The sequence below is a fragment of the Streptomyces sp. S4.7 genome, assembly GCF_010384365.1.
Taxonomy (GTDB): domain Bacteria; phylum Actinomycetota; class Actinomycetes; order Streptomycetales; family Streptomycetaceae; genus Streptomyces.
In genome coordinates, this window is the sequence record NZ_CP048397.1 from 680,165 (window position 1) to 699,520 (window position 19,356).

Genomic DNA, 19,356 nt, shown 5'->3' on the forward strand with positions numbered 1-19,356 from the left:
AGTCCAAACGTGACCCTTGCGTACCACCAGCCCCAACTACCAAGGTCCTTGCCGAGGTTCAATTCCGCCGCGCACGTCAGCTCCTATGGAGGCTTCATGAACGACGCAGCACCGCAGAACCCCGGCAGTGAGCGGGACGACGACGACAACGACAACGGCGGCTCGGTGAGCCGCCGTTCCGCTCTCCGGACGACGGCGGGTGTCGCCGGCGCCGGTCTCGGGCTCACCGCCCTGGGCAGCGGCACGGCCGCCGCACAGCCCACCGCGGCCGCCACGGCCGCCTCCGCGCAAGCCGCCCCCGTGGGCGCCGAGTCCGCCGTCCCCCCGCGCCAGGGACGCACGATGGCCGGTGTGCCCTTCGAGGGACGCTCGACGGTACGCGTCGGCATCATCGGCCTCGGCAATCGCGGCGGCAGCATGATCGACCTGTTCCTCGCGGTGCCCGGCGTCCAGGTGGTCGCCCTGTGCGACACGGTGCGGGACAAGGCACAGGCGGCCGCGGCCAAGGTCGTCAAGGCCGGGCAGCCGGCGCCCGCCGTCTACACGAAGGACGAGCACGACTACGAGCAGCTCTGCGCGCGCGGCGACATCGACTTCGTCTATGTGGCCACTCCGTGGGACTCCCACTTCGAGATGGCCAGGGCGGCGATGCTGGCCGGCAAGCACGTCGGCGTGGAGTGTCCGATCGCGATGCGCCTCGACGAGCTGTGGGAGCTGGTGGACCTCTCCGAGCGCACCCGGCGCCACTGCATGCAGCTGGAGAACTGCGCGTACGGCAAGAACGAGATGCGCGTCCTGCGGATGGCACACGCGGGCCTGTTCGGCGATCTGCTGCACGGCGCCGGCGCGTACAACCACGACCTGCGCGGTCTGATGTTCGACCCGGACTACTACGAAGGGCCCTGGCGCCGGCTGTGGCACACCAGGCTCCGCGGCGATCTCTATCCGAACCACGGCTTCGGTCCCGTCGCCAACTACCTGGACATCAACCGCGGTGACCGCGCCGTCAGCATCACCAGCATCGGTACGCCCGCGCTCGGCCTCGCCCAGTACCGCGAGGAGAACGTGCCGCCCGGCGACGCCAGTTGGAAGGAGACGTACATCAGCAGCGACCGGACGATCAGTCTGGTCCGGACGGCGAAGGGCCGGGTCGTCCGGCTGGAGCACGACGTCTCGACCCCGCATCCCTACAGCCGTATCAACAGCCTCGGCGGTACGAGAGGCGTCTTCGAGGACTATCCCGAGCGCATCTACATCGAGCCGGACCACACGGACGACGAGTGGGGCGACTTCGGCGCGTACGCCGAGTGGGACCACTGGCTGTGGAAGGAGCACGCGAATCCGCCGGGCGGACACGGCGGGATGGACTACATCATGGTCTTCCGGCTGATGCAGTGTGTCCGGCTCGGCCTCGTCCCCGACTTCGACGTGTACGACGCGGCGACCTGGACCGCGCCCGTGCCGCTGAGCCACGCGTCCATCAAGGCGAACGGCACACCGCAGCAGATTCCGGACTTCACTCGCGGCGAGTGGAAGAAGTCCCGGCCGGGCATGGACTCCGAGAAGCCGCCGGAGAAGTAGGAGAAGTGAGTCCGGTGGGCGCCGAGCAGCCGCCCTCGGCGCCGTCCGGGCGGTCGTGAGCACGGTGGAGCCCGGGCCGTTTCTGCAAAGTCCCGCCCGCCCTGCGGGCGGACGGCGCTACTTTGCGGACACGCCCCAGCGGGCCCGGCCGGCGCGAACGCGCCGGCCGGGCCCCACCGCGTTCACTCCCACGTGGCCGAGAGTCGGATAATCGATTGCCCCCGACCGTCCCCGAAGGACAACCTTGCACGGTTTGGGCCACTCCACGACTCACTGGGACGTCATGCAGATTCGCGATCTTCCGTATCCCGATCCGGGGAAACCGGATGCCCGGTCAGGCCCACGCTTCCTCTACTGGCTCGGACGCAGTCAACTGCGTGGCCAGCTCAAATCGCTCTCCTGGGGGATGCTGCACCAGCTCGGCGTCGCCGGTCTCCCGCTGGGAGCGGGACTCGCCGTACAGGCCGTCGTGGACCGCTCGGGCGGGCGGCTCGCGCTGGCCGGTGCCGTCATCGCGCTGTTCGGCGCCGCGATCACCGTCGGCGACACGATGCTGCACCGTACGGCGGTCACCAATTGGATCACCGCGGCGTCCCGCGTCCAGCAGTTGCTGTCCCGCAAGACCGCCGAGCTGGGTTCGGCGCTGACCCGCCGGGTCGCGGCCGGTGAGGTCGTCGCCGTCTCGACGGGCGACGTCGAGAAGATCGGCTGGTTCGTCGAGGCGCTGTCACGCTTCTTCGCGGCCGTCGTCGCGGTCGTCGTGGTGTGCGTCGGCCTGCTCCTGTACGTGCCGTCGATCGGCGCCGTGGTGGCCATCGGCGTGCCGGTACTGGCCCTCGCCGTACTGCCGCTGCTCCCCCGCGCCACCGCTCGCGCCGACGTCCAGCGCGAGAAGGCGGGCCGGGCCACCGAGCTGGCCGCCGACACGGTGGCGGGGTTGCGGGTGCTGCGCGGCATCGGCGGCGAGGAGCTGTTCCTCACGCGCTACCGGGAGGCGTCGCAGGAGGTCCGCCGGGCGGCCGTCCGCAGTGCCCGCATGTGGGCACTGATCTCGGCCATTCAGGTCTTCCTTCCGGGCGTCCTGCTGATCACGGTCGTCTGGTACGGCGCGATCCTCGCGGGCGACGGCCGGCTCTCGGTCGGCGAACTGGTCACCGTGTACAGCGCGGTGACCCTGCTGCTCTTCCCGCTCAGGCATTTCGAGGAAATCGCGATGGCCTACTCCTTCTCGCGTCCCTCGGCGACGCGCGCGGCCCGCGTGCTGCGGCTGGAGCGCACCTCCTACGACGACGAGCGCGGCGGTCTCGACGACTCCCGGCCCACCGGCGACCTCTACGACCCGGCCACCGGTCTGCTCGCCCACGCGGGACGGCTGACCGCCGTCGTCTGCGGTGACCCCGACGCCGCCGGACGGCTCGCCGAACGGCTGGGCGGGCACGCGACCGAGGAGGAGAAGAGCCCCTCCGTACTGCTCGGCCCGGTGGCGCTCGACGACCTCCCGCTGGACGCGGCACGCGCCTCGGTCCTCGTGCAGGACAAGGATCCGGTGCTGCTGTCCGGCACGCTCACCGAGTTGCTGGACGTGCCCGCGTCCGGGAGCGTACGGCCCCGGGACGCGCTGGACGCCGCGCAGTGCGACGACGTGCTCGCCGCGCTCGTGCAGGCGTCGGTGGACGGCAGCGGCGACCCGCTGCGCTCGCGCATCACCGAGCGCGGCCGATCGCTCTCCGGCGGCCAGCGTCAGCGGCTCGCACTGGCCCGCTCGCTGGTCGCCGACCCGGAGGTGCTGGTCCTGGACGAGCCCACGTCGGCCGTGGACTCGCACACGGAGGCGCGGATCGCGGAGGGCGTACGGCGGCTGCGCAGCGGCCGTACGACCGTCGTGTTCGCCTCGTCGCCGCTGCTGCTCGACCGCGCGGACGCCGTCGTCTTCCTCCACGAAGGCCAGGTCGCGGCCGTCGGGGCGCACCGGGAGCTGCTGCGGGACGACCCGCGCTATCTGAGCGTCGTCACCCGCAGTACGGACGACGAGACGGAGCCCGGCACCGAGGCGGACCACACCGGCGACGGGGCGGGCGACGGAACCGGCGACGGGACGCACGTACCGACACCGCTCAAGACACGCGAACAGCTGGAAGAGATCGAGGAATCCGCATGATCGGCGTGGCACCACCGGAGTACGACCCGGCGGCACCGGAGTCGGCCACGACCCTGCCCGTCGCCCGCACGTCGACGGTGCGGGCCTACGTCCTTGAGCTGCTGCGGCGGCACCGCAAGGCGTTCGTCCTGCTCATCGTCGTCAACACGGTCGCGGTGATCGCCTCCATGACCGGGCCGTATCTGCTCGGCGGCGTCGTCGAGGACCTGTCGAAGGGCGCCGAGGGAGCCAAGGAACTCCATCTGGAGCGCACGGCCGCCGTCTTCGCCGGGGCGCTGGTCCTCCAGACGGTCTTCACCCGGATGATGCGGCTGCGCGCCGCGATGCTCGGTGAGGAGATGCTGGCCGACCTGCGCGAGGACTTCCTCGTCCGGTCGGTACGGCTGCCGCCCGGCGTCCTGGAGCGGGCCGGCACGGGCGATCTGTTGTCCCGGATCACCACCGACATCGACCGGCTGACCAACGGGATGCGCGAAGCGGTGCCGCAGCTGGCGATCGGCGTCGTGTGGGCGGGCCTGCTGATCGGCGCGCTGGGCGTCACGGCTCCGCCACTGGCGCTGGCGGTGGTGGTGGCGCTGCCGCTGCTGATCGCGGGCTGCCGGTGGTACTTCAAGCGGGCGCCGTCGGCGTACCGGTCGGAGGCGGCCGGGTACGCGGCGGTCGCCGCGGTGCTCGCCGAGACGATCGACGCCGGGCGGACCGTCGAGGCGCACCGTCTGGGCCGGCGCCGGGTGGCGCTGTCGGACCGGCGGATCAAGGAGTGGACCTCGTGGGAGCGGTACAACCTCTGGCTGCGGTCGGTGCTCTTCCCCGTCATCAACATCACCCACGTCACGATCTTCCTGGCGACGCTGGTGGGTGGCGGCGTCTTCGTGCTCCAGGGCTGGATCACGGTGGGACAGCTGACGACCGGTGCGCTGCTCGCGCAGATGCTGGTCGACCCGGTCGGTCTCATCCTGCGCTGGTACGACGAGCTGCAGGTGGCGCAGGTGTCCCTCGCCCGGCTCGTCGGTGTACGTGAGATCGAGCCGGACGACGGTGACGAGAGCGTCGTGCCGCACGGGCGGGACGTCAGCGCCGACCGGGTCGACTTCGGCTACCGGGAAGGTGTCGACGTGCTGCACGAGGTGACGCTGGACGTGGCCCCGGGCACCCGGGTGGCGCTGGTGGGTCCGTCCGGCGCGGGCAAGTCCACGCTGGGGCGGCTGCTCGCCGGGATCTACGCGCCGCGTACGGGCCGGATCGCACTCGGCGGGGCCGAGCTGTCACGGATGCCCGCGGAGCGGGTGCGCGGCCATGTCGCCCTGGTCAACCAGGAGCACCATGTCTTTGTGGGCTCCATGCGCGACAACCTGCGGCTCGCCCGCGCGGACGCGGTGGACGCCGAGCTGTGGGCGGCGCTCGGCGCGGTCGACGCGGACGGCTGGGCCCGCGCGCTCGACGACGGGCTGGACACCGAGGTCGGCTCCGGCGCCACGACGCTGACGCCCGCGCAGGCGCAGCAGATCGCCCTGGCGAGGCTGGTGCTGGCCGACCCGCACACGCTGGTCCTGGACGAGGCGACGTCGCTGCTCGACCCCCGCGCGGCCCGCCATCTGGAGCGTTCGCTGGCGAAGGTGCTGGACGGCCGTACGGTGGTTGCGATCGCGCACCGGCTGCACACCGCGCACGACGCGGACGTGATCGCCGTGGTCGAGGAGGGCCGGATCAGCGAGCTGGGCAGCCACGACGAACTGGTGGCCGCGGACGGCGCGTACGCGTCGCTGTGGCGCTCCTGGCACGGCTGAGCGTTCGGGCCCGACGCGAGAGCGGAGCGCCGCGGGAGCGCGGCCGGGCGGGCGCGGGGGGCTCGCCCGTACGCGGTCCGGGCGCCGGGCGGGCGCGGGGGCGGGCGGCACACACCGCCCGCCCCGGCCCCCGGGAACCGGGCGGGTCAGATCACGTTCAGCGCCGCCGCGCCGCCCACCCCGCCGAGCAGCATGAACAACGGCATCAGCACCTTCAGCTCCACCCAGCTCCCGGCCCTGAACCGGATCGCCTTCGGCGGTCCGATGGGGTACCAGCGCTTGCGCCCCACCGGGATCGGCCACAGGATCGGGCAACCCGACACCGTCAGCGCGTCACCGATGTCGTGCACCAGCGCGCCCAGGACGATCGGCAGGCCCAGCCAGAGGTACTCCTGGCCGGGCGCGGCGAAGAGCCAGTCCGAGCCGTTGCCCGGCTTGTCCAGTACGCCGGCCAGGATCCACGCGCTCGTCGCGCCGAGCAGCCACACCAGTACGTCGCTCGACACCCTCGCCGCCCGCCACAGCAGGCCTTCGACGGCGAGCACCATATGGACGAAGAGCAGCGCGAGCACCGCCCAGCGGCCTCCGAGTACCGCGAGCGCGGAGGCGCCGCCGCCGATCATGACGGCCCAGAGCCAGGTGTGGGTGAGTGTGCGGTGGCCGCCGGTCCTGCGGGCGTCGGCCGGTTTCCTGGTCGCCTTGTAGACGGCGAACGACAGCTTGTCGACAATTCCGCAGAGCGCCTTGGACACCGGTCCGAAGGCGCGCGAGATGGTCGCCGACTTGTGGTCCAGGTCGGGGGCGAGTGCCGCCCCCGCGCATATCAGCGCGCCGACGACCAGTACCGGCCAGGGCATCGTGCGGTCGGCCGCCGCCGCCGCGGCTCCCACCCCCAGCCAGGCCGCCGCGCCCGAGAGCGAGTGCGCTGGTCCCATCATGGTCGTCCCCGCATGGTCGATCCCCGCCCCGTCGTCGCTGTGGTGGTGCGTACCGAAGGGCCCACCGCCGTTGCGGCAAGGCCCAGTTGACAGGGCAGCGTACCGGTAGTGATCTTCGGCCGGTCGTCCGGTTCCCTCTTCGGGGCGTGCGGCAGGCAAGATGGGGGTGTGACCCTTATTGATCAGCTGCCACCGGATGCCGACCCCGATGCCCTCTTCGAGGCCTTCTCGTCATGGGCCGAGGGTGAGGGGATCACGCTCTATCCGGCTCAGGAGGAGGCGCTGATCGAGGTGGTGTCCGGGGCCAACGTGATCGTCTCCACCCCCACCGGCTCCGGGAAGAGCCTGATCGCGGCGGGTGCGCACTTCACGGCGCTGGCCCAGGACAAGGTCACGTTCTACACCGCGCCGATCAAGGCGCTGGTGTCGGAGAAGTTCTTCGACCTGTGCAAGCTCTTCGGTACGGAGAACGTCGGCATGCTGACGGGCGACGCGTCCGTGAACGCCGACGCGCCGGTCATCTGCTGCACGGCGGAGGTGCTGGCCTCGATCGCGCTGCGCGACGGCAAGCACGCCGACATCGGCCAGGTCGTGATGGACGAGTTCCACTTCTACGCGGAGCCGGACCGCGGCTGGGCCTGGCAGATCCCGATCCTGGAGCTGCCGCAGGCTCAGTTCATCCTGATGTCGGCGACGCTCGGCGACGTGTCGCGGTTCGAGGAGGACCTGACCCGCCGGACCGGCCGCCCCACCTCCGTCGTCCGCTCGGCGACGCGACCGGTGCCGCTGAGTTACGAGTACCGCCTCACCCCGATCACCGAGACGCTGACCGAACTGCTGGAGACCCGTCAGGCGCCGGTCTACATCGTGCACTTCACCCAGGCGGCGGCCGTCGAGCGCGCGCAGTCGCTGATGAGCATCAACATGTGTACGCGCGAGGAGAAGGACCGGATCGCCGATCTGATCGGCAACTTCCGCTTCACCACCAAGTTCGGCCGCAATCTCTCCCGTTACGTACGGCACGGCATCGGGGTGCACCACGCGGGAATGCTGCCCAAGTACCGCCGACTGGTCGAAAAGCTCGCGCAGGCCGGTCTGTTGAAGGTGATCTGCGGGACGGACACACTCGGCGTCGGCGTCAACGTCCCCATCCGTACGGTGCTGTTCACGGCGCTGACCAAGTACGACGGCACGCGGGTGCGCACGCTGCGCGCCCGCGAGTTCCACCAGATCGCGGGCCGCGCGGGCCGCGCCGGCTTCGACACGGCGGGCTTCGTCGTCGCGCAGGCGCCCGAACACGTCGTGGAGAACGAGAAGGCGCTCGCCAAGGCGGGCGACGACCCGAAGAAGCGCCGCAAGGTGGTCCGCAAGAAGGCGCCCGAGGGCTTCGTCGCCTGGTCGGAGAGCACGTTCGACAAACTGATCGCCTCCGACCCGGAGCCGCTCAACTCGCGCTTCCGGGTCACCCACACGATGCTGCTGTCGGTCATCGCGCGGCCGGGCAACGCCTTCGACGCGATGCGCCATCTGCTGGAGGACAACCACGAGCCGCGCAAGCAGCAGTTGCGGCACATCCGGCGCGCCATCGCGATCTACCGGTCGCTGCTGGACGGTGGTGTGGTGGAGCGTCTGGAGACGCCGGATGCCGAGGGCCGCATCATCCGCCTCACCGTCGACCTCCAGCAGAACTTCGCGCTCAACCAGCCGCTCTCGACGTTCGCGCTGGCCGCGTTCGAACTGCTGGAGCCGGGCTCGCCCTCGTACGCGCTGGACATGGTCTCCGTCGTCGAGTCGACGCTGGACGATCCCCGGCAGATCCTCGCCGCGCAGCAGAACAAGGCGCGGGGCGAGGCGATCGGGCAGATGAAGGCCGACGGTGTCGAGTACGAGGAACGGATGGAGCGGCTCCAGGAGTTCACGTACCCGAAGCCGCTCGAAGAGCTGCTGTGGCACGCGTACGAGGTCTACCGCACCAGCCATCCGTGGGTCGGCGACCACCCGGTGTCGCCGAAGTCCGTCATCCGGGACATGTTCGAACGGGCCATGACCTTCACGGAGTTCACGTCGCACTACGAACTGGCGCGCACCGAGGGCATCGTGCTGCGCTATCTCGCGAGCGCGTACAAGGCGTTCGAGCACACCATCCCCGACGACCTGAAGTCGGAGGACCTGGAGGACCTGATCGCCTGGCTCGGCGAGATGGTGCGGCAGGTCGACTCCAGCCTCCTCGACGAGTGGGAGCAGCTGGCCAACCCCGAGGTGGAGACCGCCGAGCAGGCGCAGGAGAAGGCCGACCAGGTCAAGCCGGTCACCGCCAACGGCCGCGCCTTCCGGGTGCTGGTGCGCAACGCGATGTTCCGCAGGGTGGAGCTGGCGGCGCTCGACAAGGTGCACGAACTGGGCGAGCTGGACGCCGATTCGGGCTGGGACGCGGACGCCTGGGGCGAGGCGATGGACGGGTACTGGGACGAGTACGAGGAGCTGGGCACCGGGCCGGACGCGCGCGGCCCGAAGCTGCTCGGTATCGAGGAGGACCCGGAGCACGGCCTGTGGCGGGTCCGGCAGTCGTTCGCCGATCCGAACGGCGACCACGACTGGGGCATCAGCGCGGAGGTCGACCTCGCCGCGTCCGACGAGGAGGGCCGCGCCGTGGTCCGCGTCACCTCCGTGGGCCAGCTGTCCGGCGTCTGAAGAGGCGCCCGGGCGAAGGCGCCCGAGAACCGGCGTCGGACCACCGGCACCTGAGAACTCCCGAGAACTGTGGAGAACGAGAACGATGACGAATCCCGCCGGGCGGCTGGTCGATCTGCTCGATCTGGAGCGGATCGAGGTCAACATCTTCCGCGGCCGCAGCCCGCACGAGTCGCTGCAACGGGTCTTCGGCGGCCAGGTCGCCGGCCAGGCGCTGGTGGCTGCCGGGCGCACCACGGAGGGCGACCGCCCGGTCAACTCGCTGCACGCGTACTTCCTGCGCCCCGGCACGCCCGGCGTGCCGATCGTGTACCAGGTCGAGCGGGTGCGGGACGGGCGGTCGTTCACCACCCGCCGGGTCACCGCTGTGCAGGAGGGCCGGACGATCTTCAATCTGACGGCGTCCTTCCACCACGCGGAGGAGGGCGGCTTCGAGCATCAGCTGCCGCCGCGTCAGGACTTCCCGGACCCCGAGTCGCTGCCGACGGTGGCGGACGAGGTGCGTGCGCATCTGGGCGGTCTGCCGGAGGCGTTCGAGCGGATGGCACGTCGTCAGCCGTTCGACATCCGCTACGCGGACCGGCTGCGCTGGACGGCGGAGGAGATCGAGGGCGCGGATCCGCGCAGCGCGGTGTGGATGCGCGCGGTGGGGCCGCTGGGCGACGACCCGCTGGTGCACACCTGCGCGCTGACGTACGCGAGCGACATGACGCTGCTGGACGCGGTCCGCATTCCCGTCGAGCCGCTGTGGGGCCCGCGCGGGTACGACATGGCGTCGCTGGACCACGCGATGTGGTTCCACCGGCCGTTCCGCGCGGACGAGTGGTTCCTGTACGACCAGGAGTCGCCGATCGCGACGGGCGGGCGGGGTCTGGCCCGGGGCCGTATCTACGACCGCTCGGGCCGGCTGCTGGTCTCGGTCGTCCAGGAGGGGCTGTTCCGCAAGCTCGGCGGGTGAAGCGCGACAATGGACGGGATAACGGGACCGACTGCTCCGAGGAGACCTTGATGACTCTGTACGACATCGCGCTGCGCACCCTCACCGGTGAGCCCACGTCCCTGGCCGCCTACAAGGGCCGGGCGGTGCTGGTGGTGAACGTGGCGTCGAAGTGCGGTCTCACCCCGCAGTACGAGGGCCTGGAGCGGCTCCAGCAGGCCTACGGCGACCGTGGTCTGACGGTCGTCGGCGTGCCCTGCAACCAGTTCGCGGGCCAGGAGCCGGGCAGCGCCGAGGAGATCGAGGCGTTCTGCTCGACGACGTACGGTGTGAGCTTCCCGCTGCTGGAGAAGTCCGAGGTCAACGGCGAGAACCGGCATCCGCTGTACACGGCGCTGACCGCGCGGGCGGACGCCTCGGGCGAGGCGGGCGACGTGCAGTGGAACTTCGAGAAGTTCCTGATCTCCCCCGACGGCGAGGTCGTGGACCGTATCCGGCCCCGGACGGAGCCGGAGGCCCCCGAGGTCATCGCCGCGATCGAGGCTCAACTCCCCGCGTAGCGCGCGCTCCCCAGATCGGTGCCCGGCCCGTGACAGTGGGCCGGGCACCGGCGTGTCCGGACCCCTCACCGGTGCATCCACCACGCGCCCACGCCTTCATCACGGTTTCGACACAACCGGAGCGACGTGCGTACAACGGGGCAAGTCGCGCGGCTACGGTCATCCCCCGACGAAGCAGCCCTTGGGGGACACATGAGCTTTTCGCCACCCGCCGCGCCCGGCCCGAATCCGTACACCGGGCCGCCGACACCGCCGCCGGGCCGCCCGAAGTGGACGCGGAAGAGGGTGCTGCTGCCGCTGCTGGCGGTGCTGTTCTTCCTGGGGGTCGGGATCGGCGCGGCGGACGACACGGCGGGGACGAGGAACGCGGCCGACGCGAAGCCCGCCCCGGCGGCGACGGTGACCGCCACGGCGACGGCCACGCCCGAACCGGCGGTGACCGAGACGGTGACGGCCACGCCCGAGCCCGCGCCGACCGTCACCAGGACCAAGACGGTGCGCGTCACGGTCGCTCCCGCCGCGGAAGACAACGGCGACAGCGGCGGATCGGGCTCGGGCGGGTCGGACACGGGTGGCTCGGGAGGCGGCTCGACGTACTACGCCAACTGCACGGCCGTCCGGGCGGCGGGCGCGGCCCCCATCCGCTCGGGCGATCCGGGCTACGGCTCGCACCTCGACCGCGACGGGGACGGCGTGGCCTGCGAGTGACACCGATGCCCTCGGCCGCCGGACGGCCCGCGCGCTCGCGGCCCGTCCGGCGGTCGGGCACGAGCCCTACCTGATCGGCATGCCGGACAGGGTGCGTGCGATGACCAGGCGCTGGATCTCGCTCGTGCCTTCGAAGATCGTGTAGATCGCGCTGTCGCGGTGCATCCGCTCCACCGGGTACTCCCGTGTGAAGCCGTTGCCGCCGAGGATCTGCACCGCCTGCGCGGTGACCTCCTTGGCCGTCTCGCTCGCGTACAGCTTCGACATGGAGCCCTCGGCCGCGGTGAAGGGCTTGCCCGTGGCCGCCATCCAGGAGGCGCGCCAGACGAGCAGCCGGGCCGCGTCGATACGGGTGCGCATGTCGACGAGTTGGAAGGCGATGCCCTGGTTGTCGATGATGGGGCGGCCGAACTGGGTGCGGGTCTTGGCGTAGTCGAGCGCCACCTCGTACGCGGCGCGGGCCGTGCCCACGGCCATGGCGCCGACGGCGGGGCGTGACGCCTCGAAGGTGGCCATGGCCGCGTTCTTCACGCGCTCGCCGCCGGCCCCTGCGGCTTTCGCCTCGCGGGCGCGGGCGAGCCGCTCGTCCAGCTTCTCCTTGCCGCCGAGCAGACAGTGGCCGGGGACGCGGACGTCCTCCAGAACCACCTCGGCGGTGTGGGAGGCGCGGATGCCGTGCTTCTTGAACTTCTGCCCCTGGGTGAGACCGGGCGTGCCGGGCGGGACGATGAACGAGGCGTGCCCCTTGGAGCCGGCCGCGGGGTCCACGACGGCGACCACCACGTGCACGCCCGCGATGCCGCCGTTGGTCGCCCAGGTCTTGGTGCCGTTCAGCACCCACTCGTCCTTGGCCTCGTCGTGGACCGCGCGGGTGCGCATCGCGGCGACGTCCGATCCGGCGTCGGGTTCGGACGAGCAGAACGCGGCGACCTTCACGTCGTTCGCGTCGCCGTACATCTGCGGGATCCAGGTGCCTATCTGCTCTTCGGTGCCGTTGGCGAGGACGCCGACCGCGGCGAGTCCGGTGCCGACGATCGACAGGCCGATGCCGGCGTCACCCCAGAACAGCTCCTCCATCACCATGGGGATGGAGAGGCCCGTGGGGTCGAAGTACTGCTGTGCGTAGAAGTCGAGGGAGTAGACGCCGACCTTGGCGGCTTCCTGGATGACGGGCCACGGGGTCTCCTCCCGCTCGTCCCACTCGGCCGCCGCCGGGCGGATGACGTCGGCCGCGAAACCGTGGAGCCAGTCACGTACCTGCTTCTGGTCGTCGTTGAGTTCGAACGTGAACTCGGCCATCGTCTCCTCCAGCACTGCTGTTACTTACGGTAACAACAGTCTGTTACCGGCAAGTAGAGAATGTCAACCCGCGGTGGGCTGATCTGCGTCGACGGCGGGCTTGGTGTTACGTTGCCGGGGCGTCACGAAATCGCTCGGGCGGGGAGACACCCATGGGGACCACACAGCAGGCCGACCAGCACCGCTCGGCCCATCAGCGCCGCCGCCAACTCCTGGAGGCCGCCGACAGAGTCGTCCTGCGTGACGGGCCGAAAGCCTCCATGAACGCCATCGCGGCCGAGGCCGGCATCACCAAGCCGATCCTCTACCGTCACTTCGGCGACAAGGGCGGGCTCTACCGCGCCCTGGCGAAGCGTCATACGGACGCGCTCCTCAGCGCGTTGAAGGCGGCCCTCGACGCGCCCGCCGACCGGCGCGCACGGGTGGAGGCCACACTCGACACGTACCTCGCCGCGATCGAGGCGCGCCCCCAGGTGTACCGGTTCCTGATGCATCCGGCGGACGACGCCGCCGACATCCAACTCCCCGAGCAGGGCTTCGACGTGGGCCGCCACTCGGCACCGCTGCTGCGCCGCCTCGGCGAGGAGCTGGCCACCGTCATCGAGGAGCGGGTCGACCTCGGTCCCGACAGCGCCCAACTGGCCCGCGTATGGGGCCACGGCATCGTCGGCATGATGCACGCGGCCGGTGACTGGTGGCTCGGCGAACGCCCTTGCTCACGCGACCAGTTGGTGAGCAGCCTGGCCGATCTGCTCTGGGGCAGGCTGTCACTGGTGGACGACCGGGCGGGCAGTCCGGGGCTCTGACGCCGCGCCGCGCGTGGACCTCGCGCGGGCGCGGCGCGCCCGCGCCACGCGGTGGTACGGCCGCGCCCGCGCCCCGCGGTCAGCTCCATGACGCGCGGCGCGCCGCCCGCAGCACCTTGGCCCTGCGCCAGCCCGTCAGCCGGTCCGGGTAGACCAGCCCCTCCAGGTGGTCGCACTCGTGCTGGAGACAGCGCGCGAAGAACCCGGTGCCGTCGATCCGTACGGGTTCGCCGTCCACCGTCACACCCTCGACCACCGCGTGGTCGAACCGTTCCGTCCCCGCTTCGAGGCCCGGCAGCGAGAGGCAGCCCTCGGCGCCCCGCACGGTGACCCCGTCCGCGAGCGCCGGACGGGGATTGACGATGTGTCCGAGATGGCGGACGTCCTCGTCGTCGGGGCAGTCGAAGACGAACACCCGCAGTGGCACGCCGATCTGATTGGCCGCCAGGCCGACCCCGTTCGCCCGGTACATCGTCGCGAAGAGGTCCTCCACCAGCCGGGCGAGCGGTGGCCCGAAGTCCGTGACGGGTTCGCAGGGGGTGTGCAGGGCGGGGTCACCGAGCATCCGCAGGGGTCTGACCCGCCCGGCGCTGCCGGGGATCGACTTGTTCCTCATGGTCTGCCGGCCCCGCGGATCCCGTGCGCCGGCCCCTGCTCGCGCGTCGATGTGTCGTACAAATCCGGGTCCGCCGTGAAGTCCGCCCCGAGGTCACCGGGTTCGAAGGTCGCCATCGCGCCAGCGTACGTCCGGGCCCGGCGGCGCCGGCCGTACGGGTCGCATTTACCGGAACGCGATGCGCCGCAGGTCTGGTTTTCATCGGTCACCTGTGCTTAAAGTTGCGCCATCGAATTAATCTCAAAGTGAGAGGAATTGTGGCAACTACCTCGCTCCCCCGCACCTCCAACCGGAGCGCCGTGATCGCGGCCCTGCTCTCCGGCGCGGACATGGACCGTCAGCGGCTGATCGCGGACACCGGTCTGAGCCGGGCCACGGTCTTCCGCATCGTGGACGACCTGATGGCCGAGTCCCTCGCGCTGGAGGGTTTCCGGCTGCTCCGGGAAGGCCCCGGCCGGCAGTCCACGACCGTGAGTTTCAACCACCGCTCCGCTCTCGTCTGCGGAGTCGACCTCGGCGGCACCAACTGCCGGGTCGTGGTGGCGGACGCGCTCGGCCGCGCCGTCATCAGGAGCCGGGACACCACGCCGCGCGACGCGACGGCGGACGAACTCGCCGCCTGGGTCGCCGGCAAGGTCACCGACCTGGTCGCCCGGCACGGCGACGGCGTCCCCCTGCACACCGTCACGATCGGCCTGCCCGGTGTCGTCACCGGCGACGGGCGCTCCGTCGTGGCATCGCACAATCTCGGCCAGATCAAGGGCACCGGATTCATCGAGAAGGTCTCCGGCCTGCTGGGCGTCGAGACCGCCGTCGGCAACGACTCCAACCTCGCCCTGCGGGGCGAACTCCAGTACGGATCACTGCCGGACCGGGAGACCGCCGTGCTGCTCGCCATGGGCACCGGCCTCGGTTCCGCCGTCTCCATAGACGGACAGGTCCTGCTCGGCAGGACGGGCCTGCTCGGCGAATTCGGCCGGCTTCCGCTGCCCGGCCGCGAGGAGCGGCTGCGCGATCTGCTGTCCGGCGCCGATCTGGTGGCGTACGCGCGCCGGCAGGGGGTGCACGTACCGACGGCGCGTGCGCTGTTCGCGGACCCGGAGACGTACGCGCCGGTGCTGGCCGAGGTGCACGGCGCGCTGGCCCATCTGGTCACCGTCGTCGCGCTCGCGTACGAGCCCGCCACGGTGGTCCTGACCGGCGGCTTCTCGGAGTCGTTCGACACCGCGCGACTGACCGCCATCAGCGACCAGGTCGCCGGCACGGTCGGGGTGCGCAGTGTCGTGCGCCGCTCCGATCTCGGCGACTCGGCGGGCCTGCTCGGCTCGATGGCGACCTCGCTCGGCCGGCTCTACGACTCGCTGGGTGTGAGCGCCGAGGACGCGGCCTCCGTGGCCGTCGACCGCGATCTGGTCGTCCGCCGCCTCACGGAGTGCCCGACGGCCCCCACCACCCCCACGGCCGGCCCCGGCGGGACCGGCACCACCCACGCGGACGACAAGACCCCCCACACCAGGCACGACGAGCAGATGGCAGAAGGGTGACAACGATGAACCGATCACGGATCCGGTACGCACTCACGGCGCTTCCGGTTCTCGCGCTCACGCTGACGGCGTGCGGCGGTGGCGGGGTGGCGAAGTCCGACTCCGACAACAAGCTGACGATCTGGATGATGACCGGCGGGCCGGGTGACAACCCGTTGATCAAGGAGGTGACGGCCCAGTTCAAGAAATCTCACCGGCCTTCACCCCGCCCGGCGTGCCCGAGCAGCTGACCGTCGCCTCGCAGGCCAGCAAGGTGAGCCAGCCGCTGCCCGACAGCCCCGGCGAAGCGACTCTGGAGACCGAGCGCTACAACGAACAGTTCTTCTCCAAGATCGCGAGCGGTGCGGACATCGCCTCGTCGTCGGCCGCGTACGACAAGCACGCGACGGACGCCTTCAACTCGCTGGGCGACTGACACCCCTGGACGCCTGATGGCACTCACAGAGAAGCACCGTCCGGTGCGCGCACCGGACCGGGACCGACGCGCCGGGCCCCCGGACGGGCGCCGCCGGGCGCGGCGGTCCCGGATGCTGCCCTGGGCGATGATCGCCCCCGCGCTGGCCGCGCTCCTGCTGATCCAGGGCTATCCCCTGCTTCGGCTGCTGACCCTGTCGACGCGGGAGTTCGGCCCCCGGTCGCTGTTCACCGGGCAGTCGGACTCATCGGACTGGACAACTTCACCCGGATCTTCACGGACGCCGACTTCCTGGCCGTCCTGCTGCGGACCGTGGTGTTCACGCTGGTGTGCGTGACGCTGCTCATGGTGCTGGGATTCCTCATCTCGCACCTGCTGATGGGTGTCTCGCCGTGGGCCCGCGTCGTCCTCACCGTCTGCCTGGTGCTGGTGTGGGCGATGCCCATGGTGGCGGCGACCCTGGTCTGGCAGTGGATGTTCCAGCCGCAGTACGGCGTCTCCAACTGGCTGCTCACCCAGCTCCGGGTCTTCGGCGACATGTCGGTCCACGACTGGTTCTCCCATCCGACGCAGGCGCTCGGCCTGATCATCCTGCTGACGGTCTGGAAGGGGCTGCCGTTCGTGGCGCTGACCCTGTTCGCCGCGCGCGGCCAGATACCCGAGTCGCCGTACGAGGCGGCCCGACTCGACGGTGCGGGCACGCTCCAGATGTTCCGCCACATCACCATCCCGATCATGCGGCCCGTCCTCGCGATCCTGACCATCCTCGAAGTGATCTGGTCGGTGAACTCGTTCACCCCGATCTGGGTGCTGACCCAGGGCGGTCCCGACGGGGCGACCACCACGCTCGGCGTGTACGCGTACATCACCGCGTTCAGCCGCAACGAGTACGGGAGCGGCGCGTCGGTCGCGGTGGTGACCGTGGTGATCCTCGCCCTGTTCTCCGTCGCCTACGTCCGCAGGCTGTCCCGGCAGGGAGATGCCGTATGAGCACCCCGACCACCTCGTCTCCCCCACGGCGCACACCCGCGCGCCGGAAGCGCACCGTCAACAACGTCATCGCGATGGCGGTCTCCGCCGTGATGGTGTTCCCCGTCTACTGGATGGTGGCCACCGCGCTCAAGGAGCGGTCCGACATCCTCAGCACCGTACCGAAGTTCCTCCCCTGGCCGATCAGCCTGGAGAACTTCACGCGGGCGCTGGACAAGCCCGGCTTCTGGACGTTCGTCCGCAACTCCCTGACGGTCACGGTGTCCTCGGTCGTCCTCTCGCTGATCATCTCGCTGATCGCGGCCATAGCGATCGCGCGGTTCCGGTTCGCCGGCCGCAAGGCGGTGCTGATCATCCTGGTGCTGGTGCAGATGGTCCCGGCGGCGGCCATGGTCATCCCGGTCTATCTGATGCTCCGGTCCGTCGGCGCTCTGGACTTCCTGCCGGAGCTCGTCCTCACGTACATGACCTTCGTGCTGCCGTTCACGATCTGGACGCTGCGCGGGTTCGTGGACGGTGTGCCCGTCGAGCTGGAGCATCTTCGCCTACGTGATCATGAAATCGCGGGACAACTACACGCTGCCGGTCTGGCTCGTGTCGTTCAAGACGTCGGAGAGCGTCGACTACGGCGCGATGATCGCGGCGTCGACCATCTTCTCCATCCCCGTACTCGTCTTCTTCCTGCTGGTGCAGCGCCGTCTCGTGCGCGGCATGACCAGCGGCGCGGTCAAGGGCTGACCCCGGGCGCCGCGCCCCGCGCGGCTCCCCGGCTCCCCGGTGGAACCGCATCACCGCACGACCGCACGAAGACCAATCGCAAGGTGAGGACTCGAATCATGACCGAGCTGTCCCGGCTCGCCCACGGCGTGCTGTTCCCCGCGCTCGGACGCAGGACCGTCCCGAAGTGGGCGCGCGCCCGGGTCGCCGAAGGACTCGGCGGCTTCGTCCTGTTCGGCAAGGACATCGCCTCCGGCGAGCAGGTGCGGGAGCTGACCACCGCCCTGCACGGCCTGCGTGAGCACGTACTGCTCTGCGTCGACGAGGAGGGCGGTGACGTCAACCGGCTGGAGGACCACGGCGGTACGTCCGTCCCGGGCAACCACGCCCTCGGCCGTCTCGACGATCCCGAGCGCACCCGTGAGTCCGCCTATCAGCTCGGCCTCTCGCTGGTGGAGGCCGTTATCGACTGGGATCTGGCGCCCGCCGTCGACGCGGCCGTCAATCCCTTCTCCCCCAACGGCATCCGCACCTTCGGCGCCGACCGCGCGCTGGTCGCCAAGCACGCCGCGGCCTGGGTGGAGGACCTCCAGGCCGCCGGGGTGAGCGCCTGCGCCAAGCACTTCCCCGGCCACGGTCTCAGCTCCACCGACGCGCACCTCGGCACACCCACGGTGGACCTGTCCCGGCAGGAGCTGGTGGACCACTACCTCGACCCGTTCCGGGCGGCCGTCGCCGCCGGCGTCGACAGCATCATGGTCTCGCACGTCCACCTCAGCCAGTTGGACGACGTACCCGCCACCATCAGCCCCGCCGTACTCACCGGGCTGCTCCGTGAGGAGCTGGGCTTCGACGGCGTCGTCATCACCGACGCGCTGGAGATGCGCGGCATCGCCGACGTGGCGAGCCTGCCCGAGGCGGCCGTCCGGGCGATCGCGGCCGGCGCGGACGCGCTGTGCCTGGGCGCGTGGGCGTTCGGCGACGACGTGGACGCGGCGGCCGCCGCGCTGGTGGCCGCCGTGGAGAACGGCACGCTGCCCGAGGAGCGGCTGCGCGAGGCGAACGCCCGTCTCGCGAAGCTCGGCACCCGGCCGCGCGCCACCGGGGTCCCGCACGACGACACGGTCGGCGAACGGCTGGCGCGGGACGTCCTGGAGGTGAGCGGCGACCCGGTGCTCAAGGGGCGCCGCGCCCTGGTCGTACGGCTCGACCCGACGCACTCGCCCGCGCAGGGCGGCGCCTCCTGGGGCGTGGAGGCGCCGCTGCGCGCGGCGGGCATCGACGTCGAGGCGCTCGCGGTGGCGGGCGACACCTACAACGCCGAGGGCATGATCAAGGCCGAAGTCGGGCTGTACCTGGACGAGTTCGGGCCGGACGCGGACGTGGTGCTGCTGGTGCGCAGCTCGCACCGCTTCCCGTGGCAGCGCCCGGTCCTGGACGAACTGCTGGAGAGGTATCCCGGTTGCGTGGTGGTCGACATGGGGGTGCCCGGCGACGACTTCGGCGGCTTCCGGGGCTGGGTGCGCACCTTCGGTGCCTCCCGGGTCTGCGCGGGGGCCGCGGTGGACGCGCTGCTGGGCACGCGGTGACGGCGGGCCGTCCGGCGCGG

The 19,356-nt window shown here is 71.0% G+C and carries 16 protein-coding genes; 13 read left to right on the forward strand and 3 right to left on the reverse strand.

The annotated features are described in order from the left end of the window. The first annotated feature begins 96 nt into the window (after positions 1-96). The 3 genes from SSPS47_RS02930 (at position 97) to SSPS47_RS02940 (ending at position 5,526) form a co-directional block, all read left to right on the forward strand. Complete coding sequence (locus SSPS47_RS02930; RefSeq protein WP_164248477.1) at positions 97-1,581, forward strand: Gfo/Idh/MocA family oxidoreductase; 1,485 nt, start codon at positions 97-99, stop codon at positions 1,579-1,581. 283 nt (positions 1,582-1,864) lie between these two features. Continuing rightward, complete coding sequence (locus SSPS47_RS02935; RefSeq protein WP_164248479.1) at positions 1,865-3,739, forward strand: ABC transporter ATP-binding protein; 1,875 nt, start codon at positions 1,865-1,867, stop codon at positions 3,737-3,739. Further along, positions 3,736-5,526 (forward strand): ABC transporter ATP-binding protein, encoded by a 1,791-nt coding sequence (locus SSPS47_RS02940; protein WP_164248481.1) that lies wholly within the window; start codon positions 3,736-3,738, stop codon positions 5,524-5,526. Before SSPS47_RS02935 ends, SSPS47_RS02940 begins: the two co-directional genes overlap by 4 nt. A gap of 146 nt (positions 5,527-5,672) precedes the next feature. Here SSPS47_RS02940 and SSPS47_RS02945 read toward each other — a convergent pair whose 3' ends face one another. Beyond that, on the reverse strand, positions 5,673-6,464 hold the full coding sequence (locus tag SSPS47_RS02945) for a metal-dependent hydrolase (protein WP_164248483.1): 792 nt from the start codon (positions 6,462-6,464) through the stop codon (positions 5,673-5,675). Positions 6,465-6,632: 168 nt separating this feature from the next. Here SSPS47_RS02945 and SSPS47_RS02950 point away from each other — a divergent pair, with 168 nt between their 5' ends. From SSPS47_RS02950 to SSPS47_RS02965, 4 genes are all read left to right on the forward strand, one after another. Further along, a complete protein-coding gene (locus SSPS47_RS02950) occupies positions 6,633-9,155 on the forward strand; it encodes a DEAD/DEAH box helicase (protein WP_164248485.1) in 2,523 nt (840 codons plus the stop codon). An 85-nt stretch (positions 9,156-9,240) separates the two neighbouring features. Then, positions 9,241-10,113, forward strand: a complete 873-nt coding sequence (locus SSPS47_RS02955; protein ID WP_164248487.1) for an acyl-CoA thioesterase II — start codon at positions 9,241-9,243, stop codon at positions 10,111-10,113. A 50-nt stretch (positions 10,114-10,163) separates the two neighbouring features. Next, positions 10,164-10,652 carry a glutathione peroxidase gene (locus tag SSPS47_RS02960; RefSeq protein WP_164248489.1) on the forward strand — a complete coding sequence of 163 codons (489 nt, stop codon included), beginning with the start codon at positions 10,164-10,166 and terminating at the stop codon, positions 10,650-10,652. 192 nt (positions 10,653-10,844) lie between these two features. Continuing rightward, positions 10,845-11,360, forward strand: a complete 516-nt coding sequence (locus SSPS47_RS02965) for an excalibur calcium-binding domain-containing protein (protein WP_164248491.1) — start codon at positions 10,845-10,847, stop codon at positions 11,358-11,360. A gap of 66 nt (positions 11,361-11,426) precedes the next feature. Here the strand turns inward: SSPS47_RS02965 and SSPS47_RS02970 are convergent, their stop codons facing one another. Further along, positions 11,427-12,659 (reverse strand): acyl-CoA dehydrogenase family protein, encoded by a 1,233-nt coding sequence (locus SSPS47_RS02970; protein WP_164248493.1) that lies wholly within the window; start codon positions 12,657-12,659, stop codon positions 11,427-11,429. A gap of 152 nt (positions 12,660-12,811) precedes the next feature. On the opposite strand from SSPS47_RS02970, the gene SSPS47_RS02975 reads away from it, so the two are divergent. Further along, positions 12,812-13,465 carry a TetR family transcriptional regulator gene (locus tag SSPS47_RS02975; RefSeq protein ID WP_164248495.1) on the forward strand — a complete coding sequence of 218 codons (654 nt, stop codon included), beginning with the start codon at positions 12,812-12,814 and terminating at the stop codon, positions 13,463-13,465. A gap of 79 nt (positions 13,466-13,544) precedes the next feature. Here SSPS47_RS02975 and def read toward each other — a convergent pair whose 3' ends face one another. Further along, positions 13,545-14,081: a peptide deformylase gene (gene def, locus SSPS47_RS02980; protein ID WP_164248497.1), complete on the reverse strand. Its 537-nt coding sequence runs from the start codon at positions 14,079-14,081 to the stop codon at positions 13,545-13,547. Between the two features lie 257 nt (positions 14,082-14,338). On the opposite strand from def, the gene SSPS47_RS02985 reads away from it, so the two are divergent. The 5 genes from SSPS47_RS02985 to SSPS47_RS34690 all read left to right on the forward strand — a co-directional run bounded on the left by SSPS47_RS02985 (position 14,339) and on the right by SSPS47_RS34690 (position 19,336). Then, entirely contained in the window at positions 14,339-15,625 is a 1,287-nt protein-coding gene (locus SSPS47_RS02985; RefSeq protein WP_164248499.1) for an ROK family protein, read from the forward strand. A 5-nt stretch (positions 15,626-15,630) separates the two neighbouring features. Further along, the gene (locus SSPS47_RS02990; protein WP_164248501.1) at positions 15,631-15,855 is read left to right on the forward strand and encodes a hypothetical protein; all 225 of its coding nucleotides are present in this window, start codon (positions 15,631-15,633) and stop codon (positions 15,853-15,855) included. After that, a complete protein-coding gene (locus SSPS47_RS02995) occupies positions 15,840-16,040 on the forward strand; it encodes a hypothetical protein (protein ID WP_164248503.1) in 201 nt (66 codons plus the stop codon). The genes SSPS47_RS02990 and SSPS47_RS02995 overlap by 16 nt, the downstream gene beginning before the upstream one ends. Before the next feature lie 312 nt (positions 16,041-16,352). Next, positions 16,353-17,030, forward strand: coding sequence for a sugar ABC transporter permease (locus SSPS47_RS03000; RefSeq protein ID WP_164248505.1), 678 nt, complete (start codon positions 16,353-16,355; stop codon positions 17,028-17,030). Then, complete coding sequence (locus SSPS47_RS34690) at positions 17,027-19,336, forward strand: glycoside hydrolase family 3 N-terminal domain-containing protein (protein ID WP_203557770.1); 2,310 nt, start codon at positions 17,027-17,029, stop codon at positions 19,334-19,336. The genes SSPS47_RS03000 and SSPS47_RS34690 overlap by 4 nt, the downstream gene beginning before the upstream one ends. Positions 19,337-19,356 lie beyond the last annotated feature (20 nt).

Coding starts and splice junctions, on each gene's coding strand:
- SSPS47_RS02975 (WP_164248495.1), top strand. CDS start 12,812: ATGGGGACCACACAGCAGGCCGACCAGCACCGCTCGGCCCATCAGCGC.
- SSPS47_RS34690 (WP_203557770.1), top strand. CDS start 17,027: ATGAGCACCCCGACCACCTCGTCTCCCCCACGGCGCACACCCGCGCGC.
- SSPS47_RS02930 (WP_164248477.1), top strand. CDS start 97: ATGAACGACGCAGCACCGCAGAACCCCGGCAGTGAGCGGGACGACGAC.
- SSPS47_RS02965 (WP_164248491.1), top strand. CDS start 10,845: ATGAGCTTTTCGCCACCCGCCGCGCCCGGCCCGAATCCGTACACCGGG.
- SSPS47_RS02940 (WP_164248481.1), top strand. CDS start 3,736: ATGATCGGCGTGGCACCACCGGAGTACGACCCGGCGGCACCGGAGTCG.
- SSPS47_RS02945 (WP_164248483.1), bottom strand. CDS start 6,464: ATGATGGGACCAGCGCACTCGCTCTCGGGCGCGGCGGCCTGGCTGGGG.
- SSPS47_RS02970 (WP_164248493.1), bottom strand. CDS start 12,659: ATGGCCGAGTTCACGTTCGAACTCAACGACGACCAGAAGCAGGTACGT.
- SSPS47_RS02990 (WP_164248501.1), top strand. CDS start 15,631: ATGAACCGATCACGGATCCGGTACGCACTCACGGCGCTTCCGGTTCTC.
- SSPS47_RS02960 (WP_164248489.1), top strand. CDS start 10,164: ATGACTCTGTACGACATCGCGCTGCGCACCCTCACCGGTGAGCCCACG.
- SSPS47_RS02955 (WP_164248487.1), top strand. CDS start 9,241: ATGACGAATCCCGCCGGGCGGCTGGTCGATCTGCTCGATCTGGAGCGG.
- def (WP_164248497.1), bottom strand. CDS start 14,081: ATGAGGAACAAGTCGATCCCCGGCAGCGCCGGGCGGGTCAGACCCCTG.
- SSPS47_RS02935 (WP_164248479.1), top strand. CDS start 1,865: ATGCAGATTCGCGATCTTCCGTATCCCGATCCGGGGAAACCGGATGCC.